This window comes from Vreelandella sp. H-I2 (assembly GCF_052959335.1).
In genome coordinates, this window is sequence record NZ_JBRAMC010000001.1 from 1 (window position 1) to 17,948 (window position 17,948).

The 17,948-nt window shown below is 54.7% G+C and carries 14 protein-coding genes and 1 pseudogene; 5 read left to right on the forward strand and 10 right to left on the reverse strand.

From position 1 onward, the window contains the following. Both ACUVOF_RS00005 and glyA read right to left on the reverse strand, forming a co-directional pair. A pseudogene (locus tag ACUVOF_RS00005) lies at nucleotides 1–145 on the reverse strand (IS5/IS1182 family transposase); the annotation flags it as partial. Between the two features lie 102 nt (nucleotides 146–247). Beyond that, nucleotides 248–1,513, reverse strand: coding sequence for a serine hydroxymethyltransferase (gene glyA / locus ACUVOF_RS00010; protein ID WP_447042418.1), 1,266 nt, complete (start codon nucleotides 1,511–1,513; stop codon nucleotides 248–250). A 260-nt stretch (nucleotides 1,514–1,773) separates the two neighbouring features. Between glyA and ACUVOF_RS00015 the strand changes: the two genes are divergently transcribed. Beyond that, complete coding sequence (locus ACUVOF_RS00015; RefSeq protein ID WP_447042419.1) at nucleotides 1,774–2,217, forward strand: LexA family protein; 444 nt, start codon at nucleotides 1,774–1,776, stop codon at nucleotides 2,215–2,217. A 14-nt stretch (nucleotides 2,218–2,231) separates the two neighbouring features. Beyond that, nucleotides 2,232–3,596, forward strand: coding sequence for a Y-family DNA polymerase (locus ACUVOF_RS00020; protein ID WP_447042420.1), 1,365 nt, complete (start codon nucleotides 2,232–2,234; stop codon nucleotides 3,594–3,596). Here the strand turns inward: ACUVOF_RS00020 and ACUVOF_RS00025 are convergent. The 7 genes from ACUVOF_RS00025 to ACUVOF_RS00055 form a co-directional block, all read right to left on the reverse strand. Further along, the gene (locus ACUVOF_RS00025) at nucleotides 3,558–5,021 is read right to left on the reverse strand and encodes a sodium-dependent transporter (protein ID WP_447042421.1); all 1,464 of its coding nucleotides are present in this window, start codon (nucleotides 5,019–5,021) and stop codon (nucleotides 3,558–3,560) included. The two genes, ACUVOF_RS00020 and ACUVOF_RS00025, sit on opposite strands and share 39 nt — an antisense overlap. Nucleotides 5,022–5,094: 73 nt before the next feature. Next, complete coding sequence (locus ACUVOF_RS00030) at nucleotides 5,095–6,318, reverse strand: YbfB/YjiJ family MFS transporter (protein WP_447042422.1); 1,224 nt, start codon at nucleotides 6,316–6,318, stop codon at nucleotides 5,095–5,097. Nucleotides 6,319–6,457: 139 nt separating this feature from the next. Next, complete coding sequence (locus ACUVOF_RS00035; RefSeq protein WP_447042423.1) at nucleotides 6,458–6,811, reverse strand: AtuA-related protein; 354 nt, start codon at nucleotides 6,809–6,811, stop codon at nucleotides 6,458–6,460. Further along, nucleotides 6,798–8,204 (reverse strand): acyclic terpene utilization AtuA family protein, encoded by a 1,407-nt coding sequence (locus ACUVOF_RS00040; RefSeq protein WP_447042424.1) that lies wholly within the window; start codon nucleotides 8,202–8,204, stop codon nucleotides 6,798–6,800. Before ACUVOF_RS00040 ends, ACUVOF_RS00035 begins: the two co-directional genes overlap by 14 nt. Further along, the gene (locus ACUVOF_RS00045) at nucleotides 8,201–10,135 is read right to left on the reverse strand and encodes a TRAP transporter permease (protein WP_447042425.1); all 1,935 of its coding nucleotides are present in this window, start codon (nucleotides 10,133–10,135) and stop codon (nucleotides 8,201–8,203) included. The genes ACUVOF_RS00040 and ACUVOF_RS00045 overlap by 4 nt, the downstream gene beginning before the upstream one ends. 21 nt (nucleotides 10,136–10,156) lie before the next feature. Next, nucleotides 10,157–11,122 carry a TAXI family TRAP transporter solute-binding subunit gene (locus ACUVOF_RS00050; protein ID WP_447042426.1) on the reverse strand — a complete coding sequence of 322 codons (966 nt, stop codon included), beginning with the start codon at nucleotides 11,120–11,122 and terminating at the stop codon, nucleotides 10,157–10,159. A gap of 199 nt (nucleotides 11,123–11,321) precedes the next feature. Further along, on the reverse strand, nucleotides 11,322–13,334 hold the full coding sequence (locus tag ACUVOF_RS00055) for a 3-hydroxybutyrate oligomer hydrolase family protein (RefSeq protein WP_447042427.1): 2,013 nt from the start codon (nucleotides 13,332–13,334) through the stop codon (nucleotides 11,322–11,324). A 98-nt stretch (nucleotides 13,335–13,432) separates the two neighbouring features. On the opposite strand from ACUVOF_RS00055, the gene ACUVOF_RS00060 reads away from it, so the two are divergent. From ACUVOF_RS00060 to ACUVOF_RS00070, 3 genes are all read left to right on the forward strand, one after another. Then, entirely contained in the window at nucleotides 13,433–14,317 is an 885-nt protein-coding gene (locus tag ACUVOF_RS00060) for a LysR family transcriptional regulator (RefSeq protein ID WP_447042428.1), read from the forward strand. Nucleotides 14,318–14,408: 91 nt separating this feature from the next. After that, nucleotides 14,409–15,683: a M20/M25/M40 family metallo-hydrolase gene (locus ACUVOF_RS00065; RefSeq protein WP_447042429.1), complete on the forward strand. Its 1,275-nt coding sequence runs from the start codon at nucleotides 14,409–14,411 to the stop codon at nucleotides 15,681–15,683. Between the two features lie 417 nt (nucleotides 15,684–16,100). Further along, nucleotides 16,101–16,316 (forward strand): hypothetical protein, encoded by a 216-nt coding sequence (locus ACUVOF_RS00070; protein WP_447042430.1) that lies wholly within the window; start codon nucleotides 16,101–16,103, stop codon nucleotides 16,314–16,316. A gap of 524 nt (nucleotides 16,317–16,840) precedes the next feature. Here ACUVOF_RS00070 and ACUVOF_RS00075 read toward each other — a convergent pair. Beyond that, nucleotides 16,841–17,578: a glutaredoxin gene (locus ACUVOF_RS00075; RefSeq protein ID WP_447042431.1), complete on the reverse strand. Its 738-nt coding sequence runs from the start codon at nucleotides 17,576–17,578 to the stop codon at nucleotides 16,841–16,843. Nucleotides 17,579–17,948: the final 370 nt, after the last annotated feature.

The following is a 17,948-nucleotide window of genomic DNA, read 5'->3' on the forward strand; positions in this document are numbered from 1 at the left end:
CGCAATAGAGATGGCGTACTTGGTCACGGATAAAGGAGAAGTCGAGGGTGGCATCAATCTTACGCAGCAGGTGATTCTGAGGCACCAACTCGTCAAGCGTGACCATCTCGAGTTCAAACTGTTGGGGAGAGGGATCTTTTAGCATGTGCCCATAAAAGCAAAGCGCTGGCAAAAGCGCCAGCGCTTTGTCAGCAACCTGAGCCCTGCAAATAGCAGGGCTTAAGATCAAATACCACACGCAATAAATTTATCTGTAAACAGGCAGCCGTGCACAGACCTCAGCCACTTTATCCAGCACCTGCGCTTCAATAGCGCTGGTGTCTTCGCCTTTGGCCAGTACGTCGAGAATATCGCAGATCCACCCAGCAAGCCGGGTACACTCTTCTTCACCGAAACCGCGCGTGGTGACCGCCGGTGTACCGATACGCAGGCCGGAGGTGACGAACGGGCTTTGCGGGTCGTTAGGTACGGCGTTCTTGTTCACGGTGATGTGGGCACGGCCTAGCGCCGCATCGGCATCTTTACCGGTAACGCCTTGCTTGATCAGCGAGAGTAGGAAGAGGTGATCTTCAGTACCGCCGGAAACGATGTCGTAACCGCGGTCCATGAACACCTTGGCCATTGATTTGGCGTTTTTCACCACTTGTTGCTGATAGTCTTTGAATTCAGGCGCCATGGCTTCTTTGAAGCACACCGCTTTGGCCGCGATCACGTGCATCAACGGGCCGCCCTGGCCGCCGGGAAAAACAGCCGACTGCAGTTTTTTCTCGATATCCGCGTCATTTTCCGCCGAGAGAATCACGCCACTCCGCGGGCCACGCAGGGTTTTGTGCGTGGTGGAGGTGACCACGTGGGCATGGGGCAAGGGGCTTGGATAAACACCTGCCGCAACTAAGCCTGAGACGTGGGCCATATCCACCAGTAAGTAAGCGCCCACTTCATCGGCAATTTCGCGAAACTTGGCCCAATCGACGATTTGTGAGTAGGCCGAGAAGCCAGCAATGATCATTTTCGGCTTGTGTTCACGGGCAAGCTGGGCCACTTGATCGTAATCGATCAGCTCTTGGTCATTGAGGCCGTACTGGATGGCGTTATAGTGCTTGCCCGAAAAGCTCGGCTTGGCGCCGTGGGTCAGGTGGCCACCGGCATCCAGGCTCATGCCTAGAATGGTGTCGCCTGGCTTGACCAATGCCTGGAAAACGGCGCTATTGGCTTGCGAGCCGGAGTGCGGCTGAACGTTTACGTAGGTAGCGCCGAACAGCTCTTTGGCGTAATCGATCGCCAGGTTTTCAGCGATATCGACGAATTCACAACCGCCGTAGTAACGCTTACCGGGGTAGCCTTCAGCGTATTTATTGGTCAGTTGGCTGCCCTGGGCTTCCAGTACGCGGGGGCTGGCGTAGTTTTCAGAAGCAATCAGTTCGATGTGGGCTTCCTGGCGCGCCACTTCTTTCTGCATAGCATCAAACAGCACATCATCGAATCCGGCAATTGTCATATCGCGGCTGAACATCGGCGGGCACCTCGTAACGAGAAAGGGTCATCATGGGAGAAGCGAGGGCGCTATCATAACGCAGCCTGAGGCGACTTTCATCGCATCCGCATCAGGTCGTGCATGAGTGTGCTTCATGTTGAACCAGCCATTAAATGCTGACCGAGTGGACAGCCATCTTAGAAGATTAGTTACCTTTAACTCGCAACCTATTTGCATTTTCTTTCCTGTTAAAAAATACTGTATATTCATACAATATTTTAAACATCAGGATACCGACAATGCCGGGCCAATCTTCTCACTTCACCCCCGCTTTGCCGTTAAGCGCCCAGCCGCTGCCGCATTTAACCTTTTTGGGCCGTGCGGGTTTTAGCGGATTTCCTTCGCCTGCACAGGATTACGAGCCGTGCACGCTGGATCTCAATACCCGGCTGGTTAAAAACCCCACCGAGACGTTTTATGTCACCGCCACCGGCGACAGCATGGAAGGCTGGGGTGTTTTTGAGGGTGATTTACTCATCGTTGACCGTGGTATTGAGCCGCGCCTAGGCCATATTTTAGTCGCGATGCTGGAAGGCGAAGCGCTGATTAAACGCTACGCGCTTTACCAGGGCACCCCGCATCTATGTTCAACCCACCCGCACTATCCGCCACTTCCTCTTGAAGGCAGCGACTGCCAATTATGGGGCGTGGTGCGCGCCGTGGTGCACGAATACTTACGTTGAGCTAAGGAAGTGTGATGATCGGATTAATCGACGCTAATAATTTTTATGTCAGCTGCGAGCGCGTTTTTCAGCCCCAACTGGAAGGTCGGCCCGTCGGCGTTATGTCGAATAATGATGGTTGCGTCATCGCGCGCTCAGCCGAATTGAAAGCGCTGGATATCCCCATGGGCACGCCAGCTTTCAAGCTTGAAGGACTGCGCCAGCGTGGCGAGATCCATCTGCTCTCCTCAAACTACGAGCTTTACGGCGATATGTCGGCACGGCTAGCCCAGTTGTTGCGTGACGCCTGTCCAGAGGTCGCGCCCTACTCCATTGATGAAATGTTCGTCTACTTAGAAGGGTTGACGGCAGAGCAATGTGAGGCACTGGGGCGTCAGTTGCGTCAGCGTATTCGCCGCCACCTCGGCCTACCGGTCTGCATTGGGTTGGCCACGACCCATACGCTCGCCAAGCTGGCCAACCACCTCGCCAAGCAAGCCCCCCACTACGAAGGTGTTTGCCTGCTGAATGGACAAGACCATACCACCGAGGCAATGCTCAAACGCACCCCGGTGGGCAGTGTGTGGGGCGTCGGTCGTCGGCTTGCCGAGCGCTTAGCCATTGGCGGCGTCAACACCGCCTGGGACTTGCGAGAAAGCGATGAAAAACTGCTGCGCAAACGCTTCTCGGTGGTGTTGGCACGCACAGCGCTTGAGCTGCGTGGCATCCCCTGCCTGGAAATGAACGCGCTGGAACAGCCGCGCCAGCGAATAATGACCTCGCGCTCGTTCGGCCAAATGACGGGCGCTTTTACAGAAGTGCATAATGCGCTGCGTCGTCACGCCCAGCGTAGCGCTGAAAAACTACGCGAACAGCGCAGCCTGGCACGCGCGGTCATGGTATTTCTTAAAACCAACCGCCATCGCCGTGACCAACCGCAATATTTTCCGCAGGCGCTCATCGCCCTGCCCTCACCTAGCGACGACACCCGAGTAATTCTTGACGCGGTACGCCAGGGGCTTGAGCAAATTCACCGCCCCCGCTATCGGTTTATGAAGGCGGGCGTGATGTTGCTCGATTTAGTGGACGCTGAGCAGTATCAGCTTTCGCTGCTGCATCCACCGACCCGTGATCGCCATCCGTTTTTGATGGCCACGGTCGACCAAATCAATCAGCGCATGGGACAAGGCACGATCAGTTTTGGTATGACGGATGCCCAAGCTGCTTGGCAGTTACGCTGCGCCCACCGCTCCGACCGCTTTACGACACGCTGGGATGAGCTGATGAAAGTGGGTACTCACCCCGGCGCGGTGGCCGCCGCAGAGGCGAAGGAAAAGGCAAAGCAGCGCGAGCAACAAACCCTAGCCAGTGCGAAGCGCAGAGCGCAGCCGCGGGCTTAGACTTTCCCCCAGCGCCGCCATCGCAACCAGAATCCCCAGCAGCCACGGCCAATGCGCTGCGAACGAGACTTGATAGACGCCCAGGGCATCGACAAAAATCACCACAATGCCGAGCGGGCTAACGTAGCGCACCATGGTCAGCCATAGCACGTAGGGCAGCGGCGCAAGCCCCAGCTCCTCGCGGAAAGTGTCGCTCTTCAGTATAAAGCCTGCCAGCACCACCATGCCTAAGCCGCCCAGCGGCATCATCCAGCGTGATGTCAGATAATCCAGCCAGTCGAAAAAGGTTTTACCTGCCAGCGTCCAATCAGCACCCAGATTAAACGACAACATCGCCAGGGTACTGATTATCCAAAGCACAATACCCGTACTCCACGAGGCCGCCGGACGCGAGAGGCCCTTGTTATCACACAGCCAGGAAACCGTGGCTTCGACCATGGAAATTGCCGAGGTCAACGCCGCCATAGAAAGCATTAAGAAAAACAGGCTGCCAAACAGCGTACCCAGCGGCATCGCCTGAAAGGCCAGCGGCAAGCTCATAAAGATCAAGCCGGGGCCTTCACCGGGGTCCATACCGTTGGCAAAAATGACCGGAAATATCGCCAGTCCCGCCATCAGCGCTACCACCGTATCCGCCACGGCAACACTCACCGTGGTGCGGCCAATCGAGGCGCCTTTGGGCAGGTAGCTGCCGTAGGTAAGAATCGCCCCGGAGGCGAGAGAGAGCGTAAAGAAGGCGTGGCCAAGCGCTGCCAGCAGACCTTCGCTGGAAAGGCTACCCGCGTTAAACGAAAACAGGAAGCTGACCGCCGCGCCAAAGCCGCCGGAGAACATGCCAAAGCCAATCAGCACCACGAGCATGATCACCAAGCCCGGCATCATCCAACTCACGCTTTTCTCGATGCCCTTCTGTACGCCTTTGCCGACAATCAGCATGGTCAGCAGCGTGACTAGCGTACTCCAGAAACCCAGCGTCATTGGGTTGGCGTTATTGGCACCAAACACAGCGGCCATGTCATCGACGCTGCTGCCGGAGAGACCGCCCGTAACCATTTTCCACAGATAAGAAAACGACCAGCCCGCCACGACGACGTAAAATGACAGCACCATAAAGCCGCAGAGCATGGCCATCCAGCCGACCAGCGACCATGCCGATGCGCGACCAGACTCATTGACCACACGGCGAATGGCATCCACAGGGCTGCCCTGCCCACGCCGACCAAAGGCAATTTCGGTCATCATCACCGGCACACCCACGGCAAAAATGCAGGCCAGGTAAACCAGCACGAAGGCACCACCGCCGAACTCTCCGGTGATATAGGGGAATTTCCAGATATTGCCCAGCCCAACCGCTGAACCCGTTGCCGCTAATATAAACCCCCAGCGGCCTAGCCACTGAGTGCGAGGTTGTCCAGACGTGGTCATTTGCCCAGTTCCTGTCAGAAAAAGGGGCTCATCCTAGAGGATTTCGCGGGCAATGCCCACTAAGCCTCAGCCCCTAGGCGTACACAGAGGCTTTAGCGGCGGCGTCCAAACGCTGGGCGGTTTGGTCTACCTGGCGTAGATAAGCAAGCAGCACAGCACCGAGCGTTACAAAACCGCCAGCCAGCCAAAGGCCTACGGTATAGTGGCCCGAGGTTTCAGCCAGTACGCCGGTTAACGCAGGTGCAAAAATCTGCGCGGCGCCATACGCCAAGGTCATCTGGCCCATCAGCCGCGCCGGGCTTGCCGGATAAAGCTTGCCCGCCATGGTAAGCACCAAACTCACGCAGCCAAGAAAGGTGCCGCCATACAGCACTGCGCTCAGCATCACGACGGGGAGATTGGCGCTGATGGCAGGCAGCACAATACCGACTACCTGGATGCTCATCGCGATAATCAAGGCCCCCAGGTAGCCAACCCGCCGGGCGATAAGATCCCAAAGCATCACGGCCGGTGCGGCCGCCAGCCCCACCACGGCAAACGTCCAGTTGCCCATTCCCGCCAGCAACGGTTCGCGCTCCACGATCGTGACGATAAAGGTGGCGTTAATGACATAGCCGTACCCGGCACAGAAATAGGCAGGCAACATTAAACGCATAAAGGTACGTGAAGGCGGCATGGCGGCAGGCGCCTTAGCCTGGTGGGCACCGGCAACCGGTTTTACCGGGCGCGGCAGCCAGCGCCAGGCGGGCACCAACAACACGGCCCCTAGCAGAGCGAAAAGCCACCACTGCGCCTGCCAACCAAGCGAGAATGAAAGCATGAGTTCTACCGCCACCGCCGCCAGAACAATCCCCACACCCAGCCCGGCAAAATGAATGCCCAGTTCCCCGCGCTGCTGGTGATTCATTAACCAGTGAAGAATCAACCCCGATGCCAAGAGCATGGCGGCACTGCTGGAAAGGCCCGCAAAAAAACGCAGCCCTGCCCACAGCCAGAAGTTATCCGCCAGGGCCATGCCCACGGTGGTGAGTACGGCCAGCACCAGGCCAATGCGGTAAAGCGTGTCCTTGATATAGATGCTGTGAATCAAGGCCGCCAGCACGGCACCCAGCATGTAGCCTGCGTAGTTAAGCGCGGCAAGCCAGCCACCGTCGGCATCGCCCATCCAGGTTTGCTGCTGCATGACCGGCAGCAATGGCGTATAGGCAAAGCGGGCGATCCCGATACACAGAAGCTGGCTGAACACCCCGGCCAGCAATACTTTAAGACGCTGCGAACGCAAGCTGGCCGCGGCCATAGTGCTGCTCCTTGAACACTGCTTTTATTATATTAGCAAACGCTATATTGATTAGCGCGCATACAATTTTATGCATAGTAAGGCGTTTTGGGCAGCGCGTCATGACCACCTAGGTCGAGGGTCTGGCTAAAAGCTCTGGCTAAATAGTCACCTCCAGGCTTAACAGCAGAAACGACAGCGTTTTGCCGTGCCCATCCAAGTTGAGGGCGCCATTAACTCCCCCCTGAAGCACGTCATCAATCACAAAGTTCATGCCCGCCAGGTTAGGTAATGGGTAGCGCCGCACTTGGCTGGCGCCACGGTGGGCAAATAACGCCAGCACCCGCGCTTCCGTTACCTGCTCAAGCAAAGCAGCGTAGTGGTCTGGGTCATAGGCAAATAGCGCCACGTTGAGGCGCTCGCCTTTATCCCCCGCACGGGCATGCGCCAGTTGATGAAGTGAAACCGAAGTGCGCGGAGACGCTGCGGTTGGGGTGTGTTCAGCTTGCCGCATAGCGTTCGCTCCTGTGGGTATCTTGGGCCGACGGCTCAAACATCGTGGCATGGGCATGAATGTCGCTTCGCTTGACTAAATACGACGCGGTAAACACCCGTTGTTGAAACTGGCGACGCACCCCACCACCGCCAGCGGGGCCGGCACAATAAAGGGCGAGTAGCTCTTGTGTTGCACGTTCCACCCAGCGCCGTTCGCTGTGTTCGGCGGCCAGCCTCAGTCGAAAATCGCCGTTGGTGGACGTCGGTACGCTTCGCTGTAACTCACCACTATCACTATCAAACACGCTGGCCAAGCCAATAATATCCAAGCGGGTACGCAGCTCTGCGGGGGCACGAAACACCAGTCTTTCACGCAGTACCTGGGCAGCCAACTGGGCCCTCGCCAGCGCATTGGGTCCGGCATAGGAGATTTCTGCTTCTCCCTGCCATCCCCCGTCGTAACATACCGTTGTTTTAAGCCGCTCCGGGGCAGGCTTGCCACGAATGCCCGTTACCTCCACACAATTGGGCGCCAGTTGACGCACCACCGCATCGGAAAGGTCTACCGTGACATCAGGGGTCAGGTAATTGGCCGGGTCGTGAACTTCGTAGAGCAACTGCTCTTTGACCGTTTGCTCGGTAACGCAGCCACCCGTATCGGCAGGCTTGGTAATGATAAGGCGCCCATCCTGTTCAACTTCAATGATCGGATAGCCCACCGTGGCAAGCCCTGCCACGTCCTTAAACCCCGGGTCGGCAAAATAGCCGCCACTTACCTGGGCGCCGCACTCAGCCAAATGTCCCGCCATCATGCCGCAGGCCAGGCGGTTCCAATCGTCCCAACGCCAATCAAAGTGGTGCATTAGCGGAGCCAGAAACAGCGCAGGGTCGGCAACACGCCCGGTAACGACAACCTCCGCCTGCATCGCCAATGCGTCAGCCAACGCCTTGGCGCCCAAATAGACATTGGCAGAAATCAAGGCGTCATCGCTGGGCAGTTTGAGACGTTCGGCTTCCCAGCGCTGTAAATCCACGTCATGCAGTTGCTGGCGAATATCATCGCCGTGTACCTGAGCAATACGCACATTCTTCCGGCCAAGCTGTACCGCCAGATCAGCGATGACCTGGCAAGCACCCTGCGGGTTTGCTGCCCCGAAGTTCCCTAAGATCTTAATGTTGTGGTCCAGGCAATCACGCAGCACCGGGGCCAGCAGTTCATCTAATAGTGGTTCAAAGCCACTTTCAGGATCTTCACGCATTGCTCGATGGGCAGCCGCAAGCGTTCGTTCACCCAGGGTTTCAAACACCAAGGCGGCGGGCTGCTGCCGTTTGATTAATTCGGCCACCACCGCCACGGCTGCATCAGTTCGGTCACCAGAAAACCCCGCCCCGCTACCAAGTAAAAAGCTCATAGATGTGTCTCCTTGGTCTGATGAGAGCTCTGTTGAGAGGTCTGATGAGAGGCCTGAAGGGAGGAGTGATCGACGGGTTCGTTATCCAGCAATGCGCGGCGACGTATAAAGAGCCCCACAATTAGCGCCAGGGCCGCCAGTGTCGTCAGCCAGCCGGGCGTTAGCGCAAGGCCTATTACCGCGATCAGTGCGACGGCATCAATCACTCGCTTACCCGTCATGGACACACGAGACATCAATGCGGCAAATGCGATGACGAACACCACGCCTTGGCTAGCGGCCAAGCCGATATCCAACGCGCTGCCAAATCCCGCCAACGCTGGGTAAATCAGCAACAAGAAGGGAATCACATAAATAGCGGCCGCCAGGCGCACCGATTCAACCGCCGCGGGCAACCAGTTAGTGTCGGCAATACCCGAGGCCACAAAAACCGCAATACAAACCGGCGGCGTAATGACCGATAGTGTGGCGAAATAGAAAACGAAAAGGTGAGCAATCAGTGGCTCAACGCCTATTGCTGTGAGCGCAGGAGCCAACACCGACGCCACCAACACATAGGCCGCCGTGGTGGGGATGCCCATGCCCAAAATAAGACATACGCCACCCACGATCAGCGCCACCAGAAAAAGCGATTCACCGCCTACCGTGACAATCAAGCTCGCAAGCGTTACGCCAATTCCCGTCATGCCGATCATGGCAACCAATATCTGTGCGCCGGCAAGCAGCACACCAATAATTACCATGCCTTTGCCTGCATCGACCAAGCCAGCCACCAGCTTGCCCACTATCTCGCGTAGCGGCATTTTTGAGATGAAGGCAAAGGGTACAAAGGTCAGTACGGTCATCAGAATGCCGTAGAACGCCGACATCTGGATCGAACGGCCACTTAGTACGCCGTAAAACAATCCACCTAGCGCGGCCAAGATCGGAATAATACGTTCAGGGCGCATCACGTCCGACCAGGTGGGTAGCTCTTTATCAGGGACCACCTGCAGCTGCCGACGCTTAGCCACCAAGTGAATGGTCACAAACACGCCCAAGTAGAACAGTATTGCCGGTAGCAATGCCGCTAATGCAATGCGTAGATAACTTTCGCCTAGAATCTCGGCCATGATAAAGGCCGCTGCGCCTAAAATCGGCGGTGCAATTTGCCCACCGGTCGAGGCCACCGCTTCCACCCCGGCCGCAAACGGACGGGGATAATTTAAGCGTTTCATCATGGGGATGGTAAAGTTACCCGTGGTTGCCACGTTGGCCACCGCGCTGCCGCTCACCATGCCAAACAGCCCAGAGGCAACGGTGGCAACCTTGGCAGCACCGCCCGGCGAACGGCCGCTGATACGCAGCGCCAAATCCATAAAGGTGTTGCCGCCCCCGGTATGCAACAACAAGCAGCCAAACAGGACAAACGCCGCGATGGTGGTGGCGGCAACCCCCACTAACATACCCCAGACGCCTAAATCTCCGAGGTAGAGCGTTTCGGTCATGTAGTAAAGGTCGAACCCACGGTGGCCAAGCGGGCCGGGGATCAATGCCCCTAGCCATGCATACGCCAGCCCCGCCAATACCAGCAGCGGAAAAATGGCCCCGATGGCGCGTCGCGAAAGCTCCAGAATAGCCACCAGCAGTACGCTGGTCAGCAGCATGTCCCGCGGCGTCGCCCAGGGAAGCTCGACCAGAATTTGTTCGTGGTTCAACGCCACGTAGCTACAGGCCCATACCACCCCGGCCCCTAATAGCATATCAATGGCAATCCCCAGAGGGCGCCAGCGCTTGCCTGCCCCTAACGGGTACACGGCAAGCCCCAGCAGGATGACCAGCGCGAGAAAGATACTCCGCTGAATCAAGCTCTCAAACGGACCCGTGGCGGAGGTATAAAGGATTAGCCCGCCCAGCAGCAGCGCCAACCCTTTGGTGACTGTCTCACGCATGATCATCTTCTCCGATTGACCTTACTGAACAGGCTGCAAGGCGTCGGGGATGTCATACCCCTGCTCTTCAAAATAGCGTGCGGCACCAGCGTGCAGCGGAACAGTGCCGACCTCTAAGGTCATCTTGGCGACGTCAGCATCACGCATGGCGGCAAAGGCGTTTATCTGTGGCTCTGGGTTCTCCATCACTGCCTTGACGATTTGATAGGCTGTTTCTTCATCCATATCGGGATGAGCATGCACAGCGACACCAAACGCCCAGGTGGTATAAGCGGGAATACCCTCTGCGGCGCCTTCCGGCACATCGACAATTGCCACATCGGGCATTTCGCTACGTAGCGTGTCAGCCTGCGCTTCATCGAGAGACAGCACGCTGATGGGGGTAAACGTCGCGATATCCATGGAGGAGCCATCCAGACGCTCACCGACCCCTGATTTCACCGAGCCCATCACCCGGCCATCTTTCATGGCATCGACCATGTCGGTGGTAGAGCCACGCACATAGTCCGGTTCGATGCCGAGGGTACGCATGACCGCTTCGGTGGTTTTCTCAGTGGCTGATCCGGTAATACCGGGGTTAAAGCGCACCCCATCCAGGTCGGCGAAAGTATCTACGTTGGCATCCTGGCGCATTACGGCGTTTTGCGGTGCCACGGTATAGACCCATAGCAGGCGGTTATCGACCGGGCGGCCTTCAAAATCCTCTTTACCGGCATAGGCGTGATACCCCGTATTGGTCGTCACTAGCCCCATATCGATTTGATCGCGCCCTAAACGACGAAGGTTATCTACCGTGGCGCCAGTTTCAGCAACCGAAGAACTAATCCCTTCGACTTGGTTGTTGATGAGCTGGTTAACCGCGACAAAGTAGCTGTAGTGGCTGGATGAGCTGGAAGTAGACCCGATCAGCAGACGCTCATCGGCTTGGGTGGTAGCAGCGGCCAGCACCGCGGCGCTTGCCACCATGGCGGTAAGTAGCGTTTTCATCGTATCTCCAAGGCCCGCTTAACGGGCCATTGTTATTTTAGTGTGGTTTAGCCTTGTGCCGCGCGGTGGGTAGCCGCAGCACTTCAAGAATGGCGTCGGCTTTCAGTTTTGTATATTGAATATTTTTTGGTTTTTGTTTTATTTTATAAATATCTTAAGCGTGTTCTATAATACCCGCATGGTGCCCTGGCAACGTGATTCAATCGGGTATGGTTACGCGCCCCTTGCGGGTACTAATAATATCGCTTGCTTGTGGCTGCATAAGAATGGAAGGCCGTTGCGCGCCAGCGGGTTCGCCATTTTCGCCCGGTACGAGCCGAACCACTTGGCTAGGTGGCAGCGATGTACCATGGCGAAGATGGTCATACATTAGTTCCAGTGCCTCTATATGGTACGGTTGAATCGGCACGAAATGCTCAGCATAGCCAGGCATCTTTGCACCAAAGTGCTCCACGTTGGTTAGCTCGTAGAGGTGCACGTTAGGCTGAGAATCCGTCAGGGAATTGAGTGCCAGATAAGGCCGCGAAGTAAAGCCGACAGGAACACGCGCATCAGACCGGCCGTGCACGATTAACGTACTGATACCCCCTAAATCAGCGCTGCCTTGAACATCTGCAATGCCCGCCTGTACACGTAAGGCATTTTCAGAGTCGCCTACCGTCAACTCACGTAGGCAAAGAGCACCATCCAGATTGTAATCCTGACGCCCACTACTGGGAGAGCTAGATAGCGAATCCTTCATGGGGCCGCTCGGGTTTTCATCATTTATAATGTCAATTGATCCTGCGGGAGCGCCGCCCGGCGCCGTGGCAAAAATAACCGCCAGCTCCTCTTCCGGCACTGTTTGGGGCATGCCCTGTTCATTAACAGAGGCAAAGCTATAGCCACAAAGACGCTCTTCCACCCCAAAGCGCCCATGGGAGCTTGCATATTTAACGGCGGTAGCGGTAGGTGCTATTGCATAGTGCGAGGCGTGAAGAATATCCGACTCGGGCTCCCAGCCGTACATATGCAAATTTTCCAGCGCCTCACGCCCTTGTTCCGGTAGCGTTTCGGCCTGTAATAACCCGCGTTCTTTCAAACTCTGGCAGCGCTGTTCCGCTTGGGTGATTGCTTGCCTCATGGGTGCATCAGGTGTCGCAATGGCAGCACAAGGCTGATAGAGAATCGCATAGGTAAAGTAGTCCATCAGAGAACGCCCCGTGCCCTCTCTCGTTCGCTCGCCCCTGGTAACTGAAACTCGCTCATCGGGCTGAAGCTGTACTTGCGGTTGGGCTGCCACAATGCCGTCGATCAACCCTTCCCGGTCGCTTTCGCCAGCATATAAAGCAGCGCCGCCACCGTTTGAGTTTCCGGCGACCATTACCGTGGTGTTCGCCGCGCCTAACTCGCTTGCTTCGTCAGGTCTTAGCTGATTTAACTGAAAAAGGGCGAACTGTATGGAGCGCAGGACATCCCGCCCCCAGGAGGCATCAGGGTTCTGGCGCGAATGCGCATGCTTGAATGCAATTCTATGGGGGTAATCACTCAAGAAACGGTGACGCTCGCCAGATGTCATGTCAGCGGCAAAAAGAGAATCCAGCCCTGCCTCGTTCACTGGCAAGCGAACGCCGTCGAAGCGCGTCACGGTATCGCTTTCAAGATCATGAAAGCCGTTACCCAGCCCTTTATCGGTGTAGGTCACCGCACAGTTCTTTTGCAGCCCCCAGTAACCAATGGTCGCGACATCGCGAAACAGGCTGGCAGAACCTGCCACTGGTACCGCCAGAATACAGGGTGCATGCCAATCAAAATGTTCAGGCACCTGGAGTAACAGAGAAACGTTTTCGTCTCCGCTGCCATCGTCGGCGTAGGCAATGATTTCAGAGCCGGCGATCAACTCTTGATGCACTAGGCTGCCCGTAGAGGCATCGACATTAGGCCCGTAGGTAACGCCAAACCCCGCGGTACCTTTAGTGAAAAGCGAGTTACGCCTCAACTCTTCAGCGGTGGGCGCCAACGGATCTAAAAATTGCGGCGCACTTTCATTGATCAACGCGTTGATACCCAGCCCCGCCGTTACCAGGTCGTTACTTTCACCATCGTAACTTTTTTCACTCACGATTCTTAACCAGGTCAGCTCACTTGCGTTAGCGGCCCCGACGACGCCAGGCGTCAACAGACAGAGACCTAGCAATCCAGCGGCACCTGATAGCATGTTTTTGCTCTTCATATTTTTCACCTCGATTTATTTTTGTTGAAAAAAAGATGATAGGACCGACCCACCTTTTTGTTTATTGAATAGTTTTTAATTTGTGTTTTACTTTCTAAATGAATCCAAGCATCCAGCAGCTTCGTGTATTTGTTGCCGTCGCCCACTCTCGCAGCCTTGCAGAAGCCAGCGAGCGTGTTCACCTTTCCCAGCCGGCCATTTCCATCGCCCTGCGCAAACTGGAAGATAACGTGGGCGGTGCGCTATTCGCCCGCACGGCGCGTCAGCTCGCTCTGACCCCGGAAGGCGATGCCTTTTTGCCTATTGCTATCCGGCTATTGAATGATTGGAATGAGGCGTTTGAAGACCTTAGCGATCAGTTTTCCAAGCAGCGTGGCAAGGTAACGGTCGCCGCTCTACCCACGCTGGCGGCGGGGCTTTTCCCCGAAGTACTCAAACGCTTTCATGAGACTTACCCACGCATTAACTTGAGCCTTCACGATGTACTGGCGGATCAGATCAACCAAATGGTCCGCGAAGGCCGCGCCGATCTTGGCCTATCCGTGCCACCCAGCGATTCAGATGACCTGACCTTTGAGCGCATTCTCGAAGATAGCTATGTGGCCGTTTGTCCCTGTGGTCATCCGCTGCTCACACAGTCATCAGTAGCCTGGCGCCAACTTGCAGCTTATCCATTTATTGGTATTAACCGCCTTTCCAGCTCACGCCAGGATATCGACCGCATCATGCAGAGCGTGGGTGAACGGCTGGATATTTTGTGCGACGCCCGCCAGATCGCCACGGTCGGGCGCATGGTGGCGGCGGGGCTTGGCATCAGCGTGCTGCCTTTTCTCAGTTTTCGCCAGATTGCTACCGACGGTATCGAGCACCGTCCGCTGGTTGACCCCACCATTCGCCGCGAGCTGGGCATTATATTAAGTCGCCGCCACCCACCCTCTGCGGCAACCAGCGCGCTACATAAGCTAATTCAGCATTCTATTTAAGTAGGATTTCACCCGGCTTTCTCTACACGCCGGGTAGGAATCTGGCAGACTAGAGGAGACGAACACCCACCTTACTAAGCGAGCGAAAACGATGAGTGATACTGCAAAACCCTGGACGCAACCGATGCCCGACGCGCAGTTCAAGCTGATGCGCGATATTCTTGCTGCGCCAAGCCCTGTGGGCTTGGAAGCCGCCATGACGTATGGCGTGCTCAAGCCCCATTTTGAAAGTTTTGCGCCAAATGATTGGCACCTGCATCAGTTCAAGGGTAACGCGGGCGTTGTGCTGGATACCCACCCCGGCCGCGACGATATGTTCAAGGTCATGCTGATCGGCCATGCGGATAAAATCCGCATGCAGGTGCGCTCGGTTGGCGAAGACGGCAAGATCTGGATCAACACTGACTCGTTCCTGCCCACCGTGCTGATCGGCCACGAGGTCAAACTGTTCAGCGAAGACCCGGAACAGCCCGGCAGCTATCGCAGCATTGAAGGCGGCACCGTAGAAGCGCTGGGCGCCATTCACTTCTCTGACCCAGCCCAACGCGATGGCAGCAAAGGCATCAAGAAAGAGCAGATCTATCTGGACTTGCAAATTCACGGCGAAAATAAAAAGCAGCAGGTATTGAATCTGGGTGTACGCCCCGGCGATTCAATTATTTTTGACCGCCCTATCCGCCCTGGCTTTAGCCCCAATACTTTTTACGGCGCTTACTTGGATAACGGCCTGGGCTGCTTTGTGGCAGCCGAGGTGGCGCGCCTTATCGCCGAAGCGGGAGGCACGAAAAATGTACGCGTACTGTTTGCTATTGCCAGCTACGAAGAGATTGGCCGTTTTGGCAGCCGCGTAATGGCCGGCGAAATGAAGCCGGATGCATTGATTGGTGTGGATGTGAACCACGACTATGTAGCCGCGCCGGGTATCGGTGACAAGCGCATGCAGCCGTTAGAAATGGGTAAAGGGTTCACCATGTCGGTGGGCTCTATTGCCAGCGAGCAATTAAACCGGATTATCGCCACCGCCGCTAAAGAGCAGGATATTCCGCTGCAGCGCGATATTGTCGGTGTGGATACGGGTACCGACGGGATGGCAGGCGTATTGGCCTCTATCGACAGTGCCGCCACCTCCATAGGTTTCCCTACCCGTAATATGCACACCATCTCCGAAACCGGCCATACCCAGGATGTGCTGGCGGCTATTTATGCCCTCACACATACCCTGCAAGCCATGGATGCTATGCCTGATCTAGCGCGCGAGTTCTTGGATAACCACCCACGTTTGGATCAAGCAAGCCCTCTCACCCATCAGGGTAGTGATAAACCTGATAGCGAAGAGAACAAAAGTGAAAATAAAACAGAAGATTAAAACGAAAGAATAAAACAAACGTATAATTTAAATAAAACGTATAAAAATAAGCCCCAGCCATTCCTTGGCTGGGGCTTTATTACGACTTCCTATTTCTCCACAAACATCCTGTTTGTGTTTCCTTGAAGCATTAAGCCATCCTGGCGCTTTCTTCCCTGAAGCCACTTCCTTATGCTTAATGTGAAGAATGCGCTTTTTAAAGAAGACCTTAACTAACCTAGGTTATTAACTAATAAAATAATTTTTTAGTTATAAAAATTAGTTTTTATAACATCAACTTAGTGTACCTATTGAAGTTTATTTACACCTAGCGCGTATCGCTAACGTTGCTTATACTTTAAAAAGCAACAGCTACAAAGTTCTACACGGATGTTACCACGCTTGTACTACCATTAACCCTAGCGTTAGGAGATCAGCGTGCGAGATATTATCATTAGTCATAAGGTCAAGGGGTTGGATGTGACCTGTCGCCATTGTGGTAACGCAGAGTCACCCAAAACCCCGCACTTCAAGTACTTTCGATTAGAAGGGACAGGCAAGGACAGCACCACCTTACGCTGCCTTAATTGCCGAACGGCCATTGAAATTCCGCTGAGTGAGCTAAGTTCACTCTATTATCACTATGCATGCTAGCTACGTTTGCTAACAAAAAGGAATGACTAATTAAGAAAAAACGCTTAATCTCTAATAAGCAACAATTTTGCATATTTAAAAACGTCATACTCGCTTAACAAATATGTAATGTTTTTGCTAAAAAAAAAGCCCAGCCACTCCTTGGCCGGGCCTTATCCAGTCTTCCCTGATCCTACACCACAAACATCCAGTTCGTGCATCCTTGTGCTACTCAAGCAATCCTTGCTTGCTCTTCCTTTTCACGATTCCCCTTCGCTGTGTGCACACTGTGCGCTTTATAACGGTGTGTTTATCTAACCTGTGATATGTAATGGTCAAAAAAATTATTTAATTCGGTTATTTTTTTAACTTAAATAAGTTTTTGCCAAATTCAAAAGATAAAAACCGCTATCTTGTAGGCTTGATTAATTTTCCTTTATGGGTGTATTCCTAATATCAAAAAATAGGTGGCCCGCCGCCGCGCTTAGCCTCGTGGTGGCTCCCCAAGCATGGTCTGAGAAAGGGAAAGGCAGCATCGGCGCTGCTCAAAGCAACATTTTAAGCGGCATCCATAGCCCCATCAGTATCATTACGATATTTTCCGTTAGCGATACAAACCCTAGCGGCACATTGCTGCTGCCACCGACACAAGCGCATTTCAACTCGCGCTTATCGACATAAACGGCTTTAAAAACCGAGACGGCGCCCACCGTGCCAATAAACAGTGCCAACGGCGCTGCCAGCCAAATCAAGGCACCCGCCAGCATCAAGATCCCTGCCAGGGTTTCAGCGTAGGGGTACACATAGCTATAGGGGACATAGCGCTGCGCTAACAGATCATAGTTAAGGAACATAGTGCTGAAGCTTTCCACGTCCTGCAGTTTTTGCAAACCTAGCAGCACCACCGCCGTCGCCACAGCATACTCCGGCATTCGAGCCGCGACCAAGGTACCATGGGCAACCCAGCTAACGGCTAAACCAATCAGCAAAGCGGTCACAAAAATGGCGATCACCGGCCGATAAGTGACTTCCTTCGCGCTAGACGCGCTCATTCCGAGATGCTCCCGCACCTCTTCATAACCACCAATTCGTTTATCGCCAATATAGGTTTGCGGCGTGGTATCTACCTTCTCTTGGGCCTTGAAGGCATCAATTTCATCTCTGGATGTCAGCGGGTGGTCGTCAACCTCATACCCTTTTCGCTTTAACAAATCGACCGTTTTCATACCGAATGGGCAGAGGTGCTCAGCCGTTTTCATGCGATAAACGTGTGCAGTCTCCATGGTGGTCGCCTCCTTGTAACTCGTTTGAGGAAATATTTTAAGAAATAACCTAATTTGCTTATAAGGGTAGTCAGGATATGGTCAGTGACCAAAATAGAAACGACGAGGAAGGTAGCCCACTCCGCTGACCTTTCCCCAAAGGTGCGAACCCCAAAGGTGCGAAAATGCGCAATGGCGACTAAGCTGTATTCACGTTTACCACTCATAGGAAGAGAAAAATGCCGTCTACTACTACCATCGTCGTTATCGTTGTTGTTGTCGTGGCCGTACTGGGTATTGGCTTCAGCGGCGGGCTGCCTTTTTAGAAAGCGCTTGTAGCCCTTATTCAGCCACTTAAACAGGCCTTTATGTTAGTAAATATGCCGCCCCC

Bases quoted from the DNA above. Each gene is read 5' to 3' on its own strand.
- glyA (WP_447042418.1), bottom strand. From the start codon at position 1,513: ATGTTCAGCCGCGATATGACAATTGCCGGATTCGATGATGTGCTGTTT.
- ACUVOF_RS00030 (WP_447042422.1), bottom strand. From the start codon at position 6,318: ATGGCCGCGGCCAGCTTGCGTTCGCAGCGTCTTAAAGTATTGCTGGCC.
- ACUVOF_RS00065 (WP_447042429.1), top strand. From the start codon at position 14,409: ATGAGTGATACTGCAAAACCCTGGACGCAACCGATGCCCGACGCGCAG.
- ACUVOF_RS00040 (WP_447042424.1), bottom strand. From the start codon at position 8,204: ATGAGCTTTTTACTTGGTAGCGGGGCGGGGTTTTCTGGTGACCGAACT.
- ACUVOF_RS00045 (WP_447042425.1), bottom strand. From the start codon at position 10,135: ATGCGTGAGACAGTCACCAAAGGGTTGGCGCTGCTGCTGGGCGGGCTA.
- ACUVOF_RS00050 (WP_447042426.1), bottom strand. From the start codon at position 11,122: ATGAAAACGCTACTTACCGCCATGGTGGCAAGCGCCGCGGTGCTGGCC.
- ACUVOF_RS00075 (WP_447042431.1), bottom strand. From the start codon at position 17,578: ATGGAGACTGCACACGTTTATCGCATGAAAACGGCTGAGCACCTCTGC.
- ACUVOF_RS00025 (WP_447042421.1), bottom strand. From the start codon at position 5,021: ATGACCACGTCTGGACAACCTCGCACTCAGTGGCTAGGCCGCTGGGGG.
- ACUVOF_RS00055 (WP_447042427.1), bottom strand. From the start codon at position 13,334: ATGAAGAGCAAAAACATGCTATCAGGTGCCGCTGGATTGCTAGGTCTC.
- ACUVOF_RS00035 (WP_447042423.1), bottom strand. From the start codon at position 6,811: ATGCGGCAAGCTGAACACACCCCAACCGCAGCGTCTCCGCGCACTTCG.
- ACUVOF_RS00020 (WP_447042420.1), top strand. From the start codon at position 2,232: ATGATCGGATTAATCGACGCTAATAATTTTTATGTCAGCTGCGAGCGC.
- ACUVOF_RS00060 (WP_447042428.1), top strand. From the start codon at position 13,433: ATGAATCCAAGCATCCAGCAGCTTCGTGTATTTGTTGCCGTCGCCCAC.
- ACUVOF_RS00015 (WP_447042419.1), top strand. From the start codon at position 1,774: ATGCCGGGCCAATCTTCTCACTTCACCCCCGCTTTGCCGTTAAGCGCC.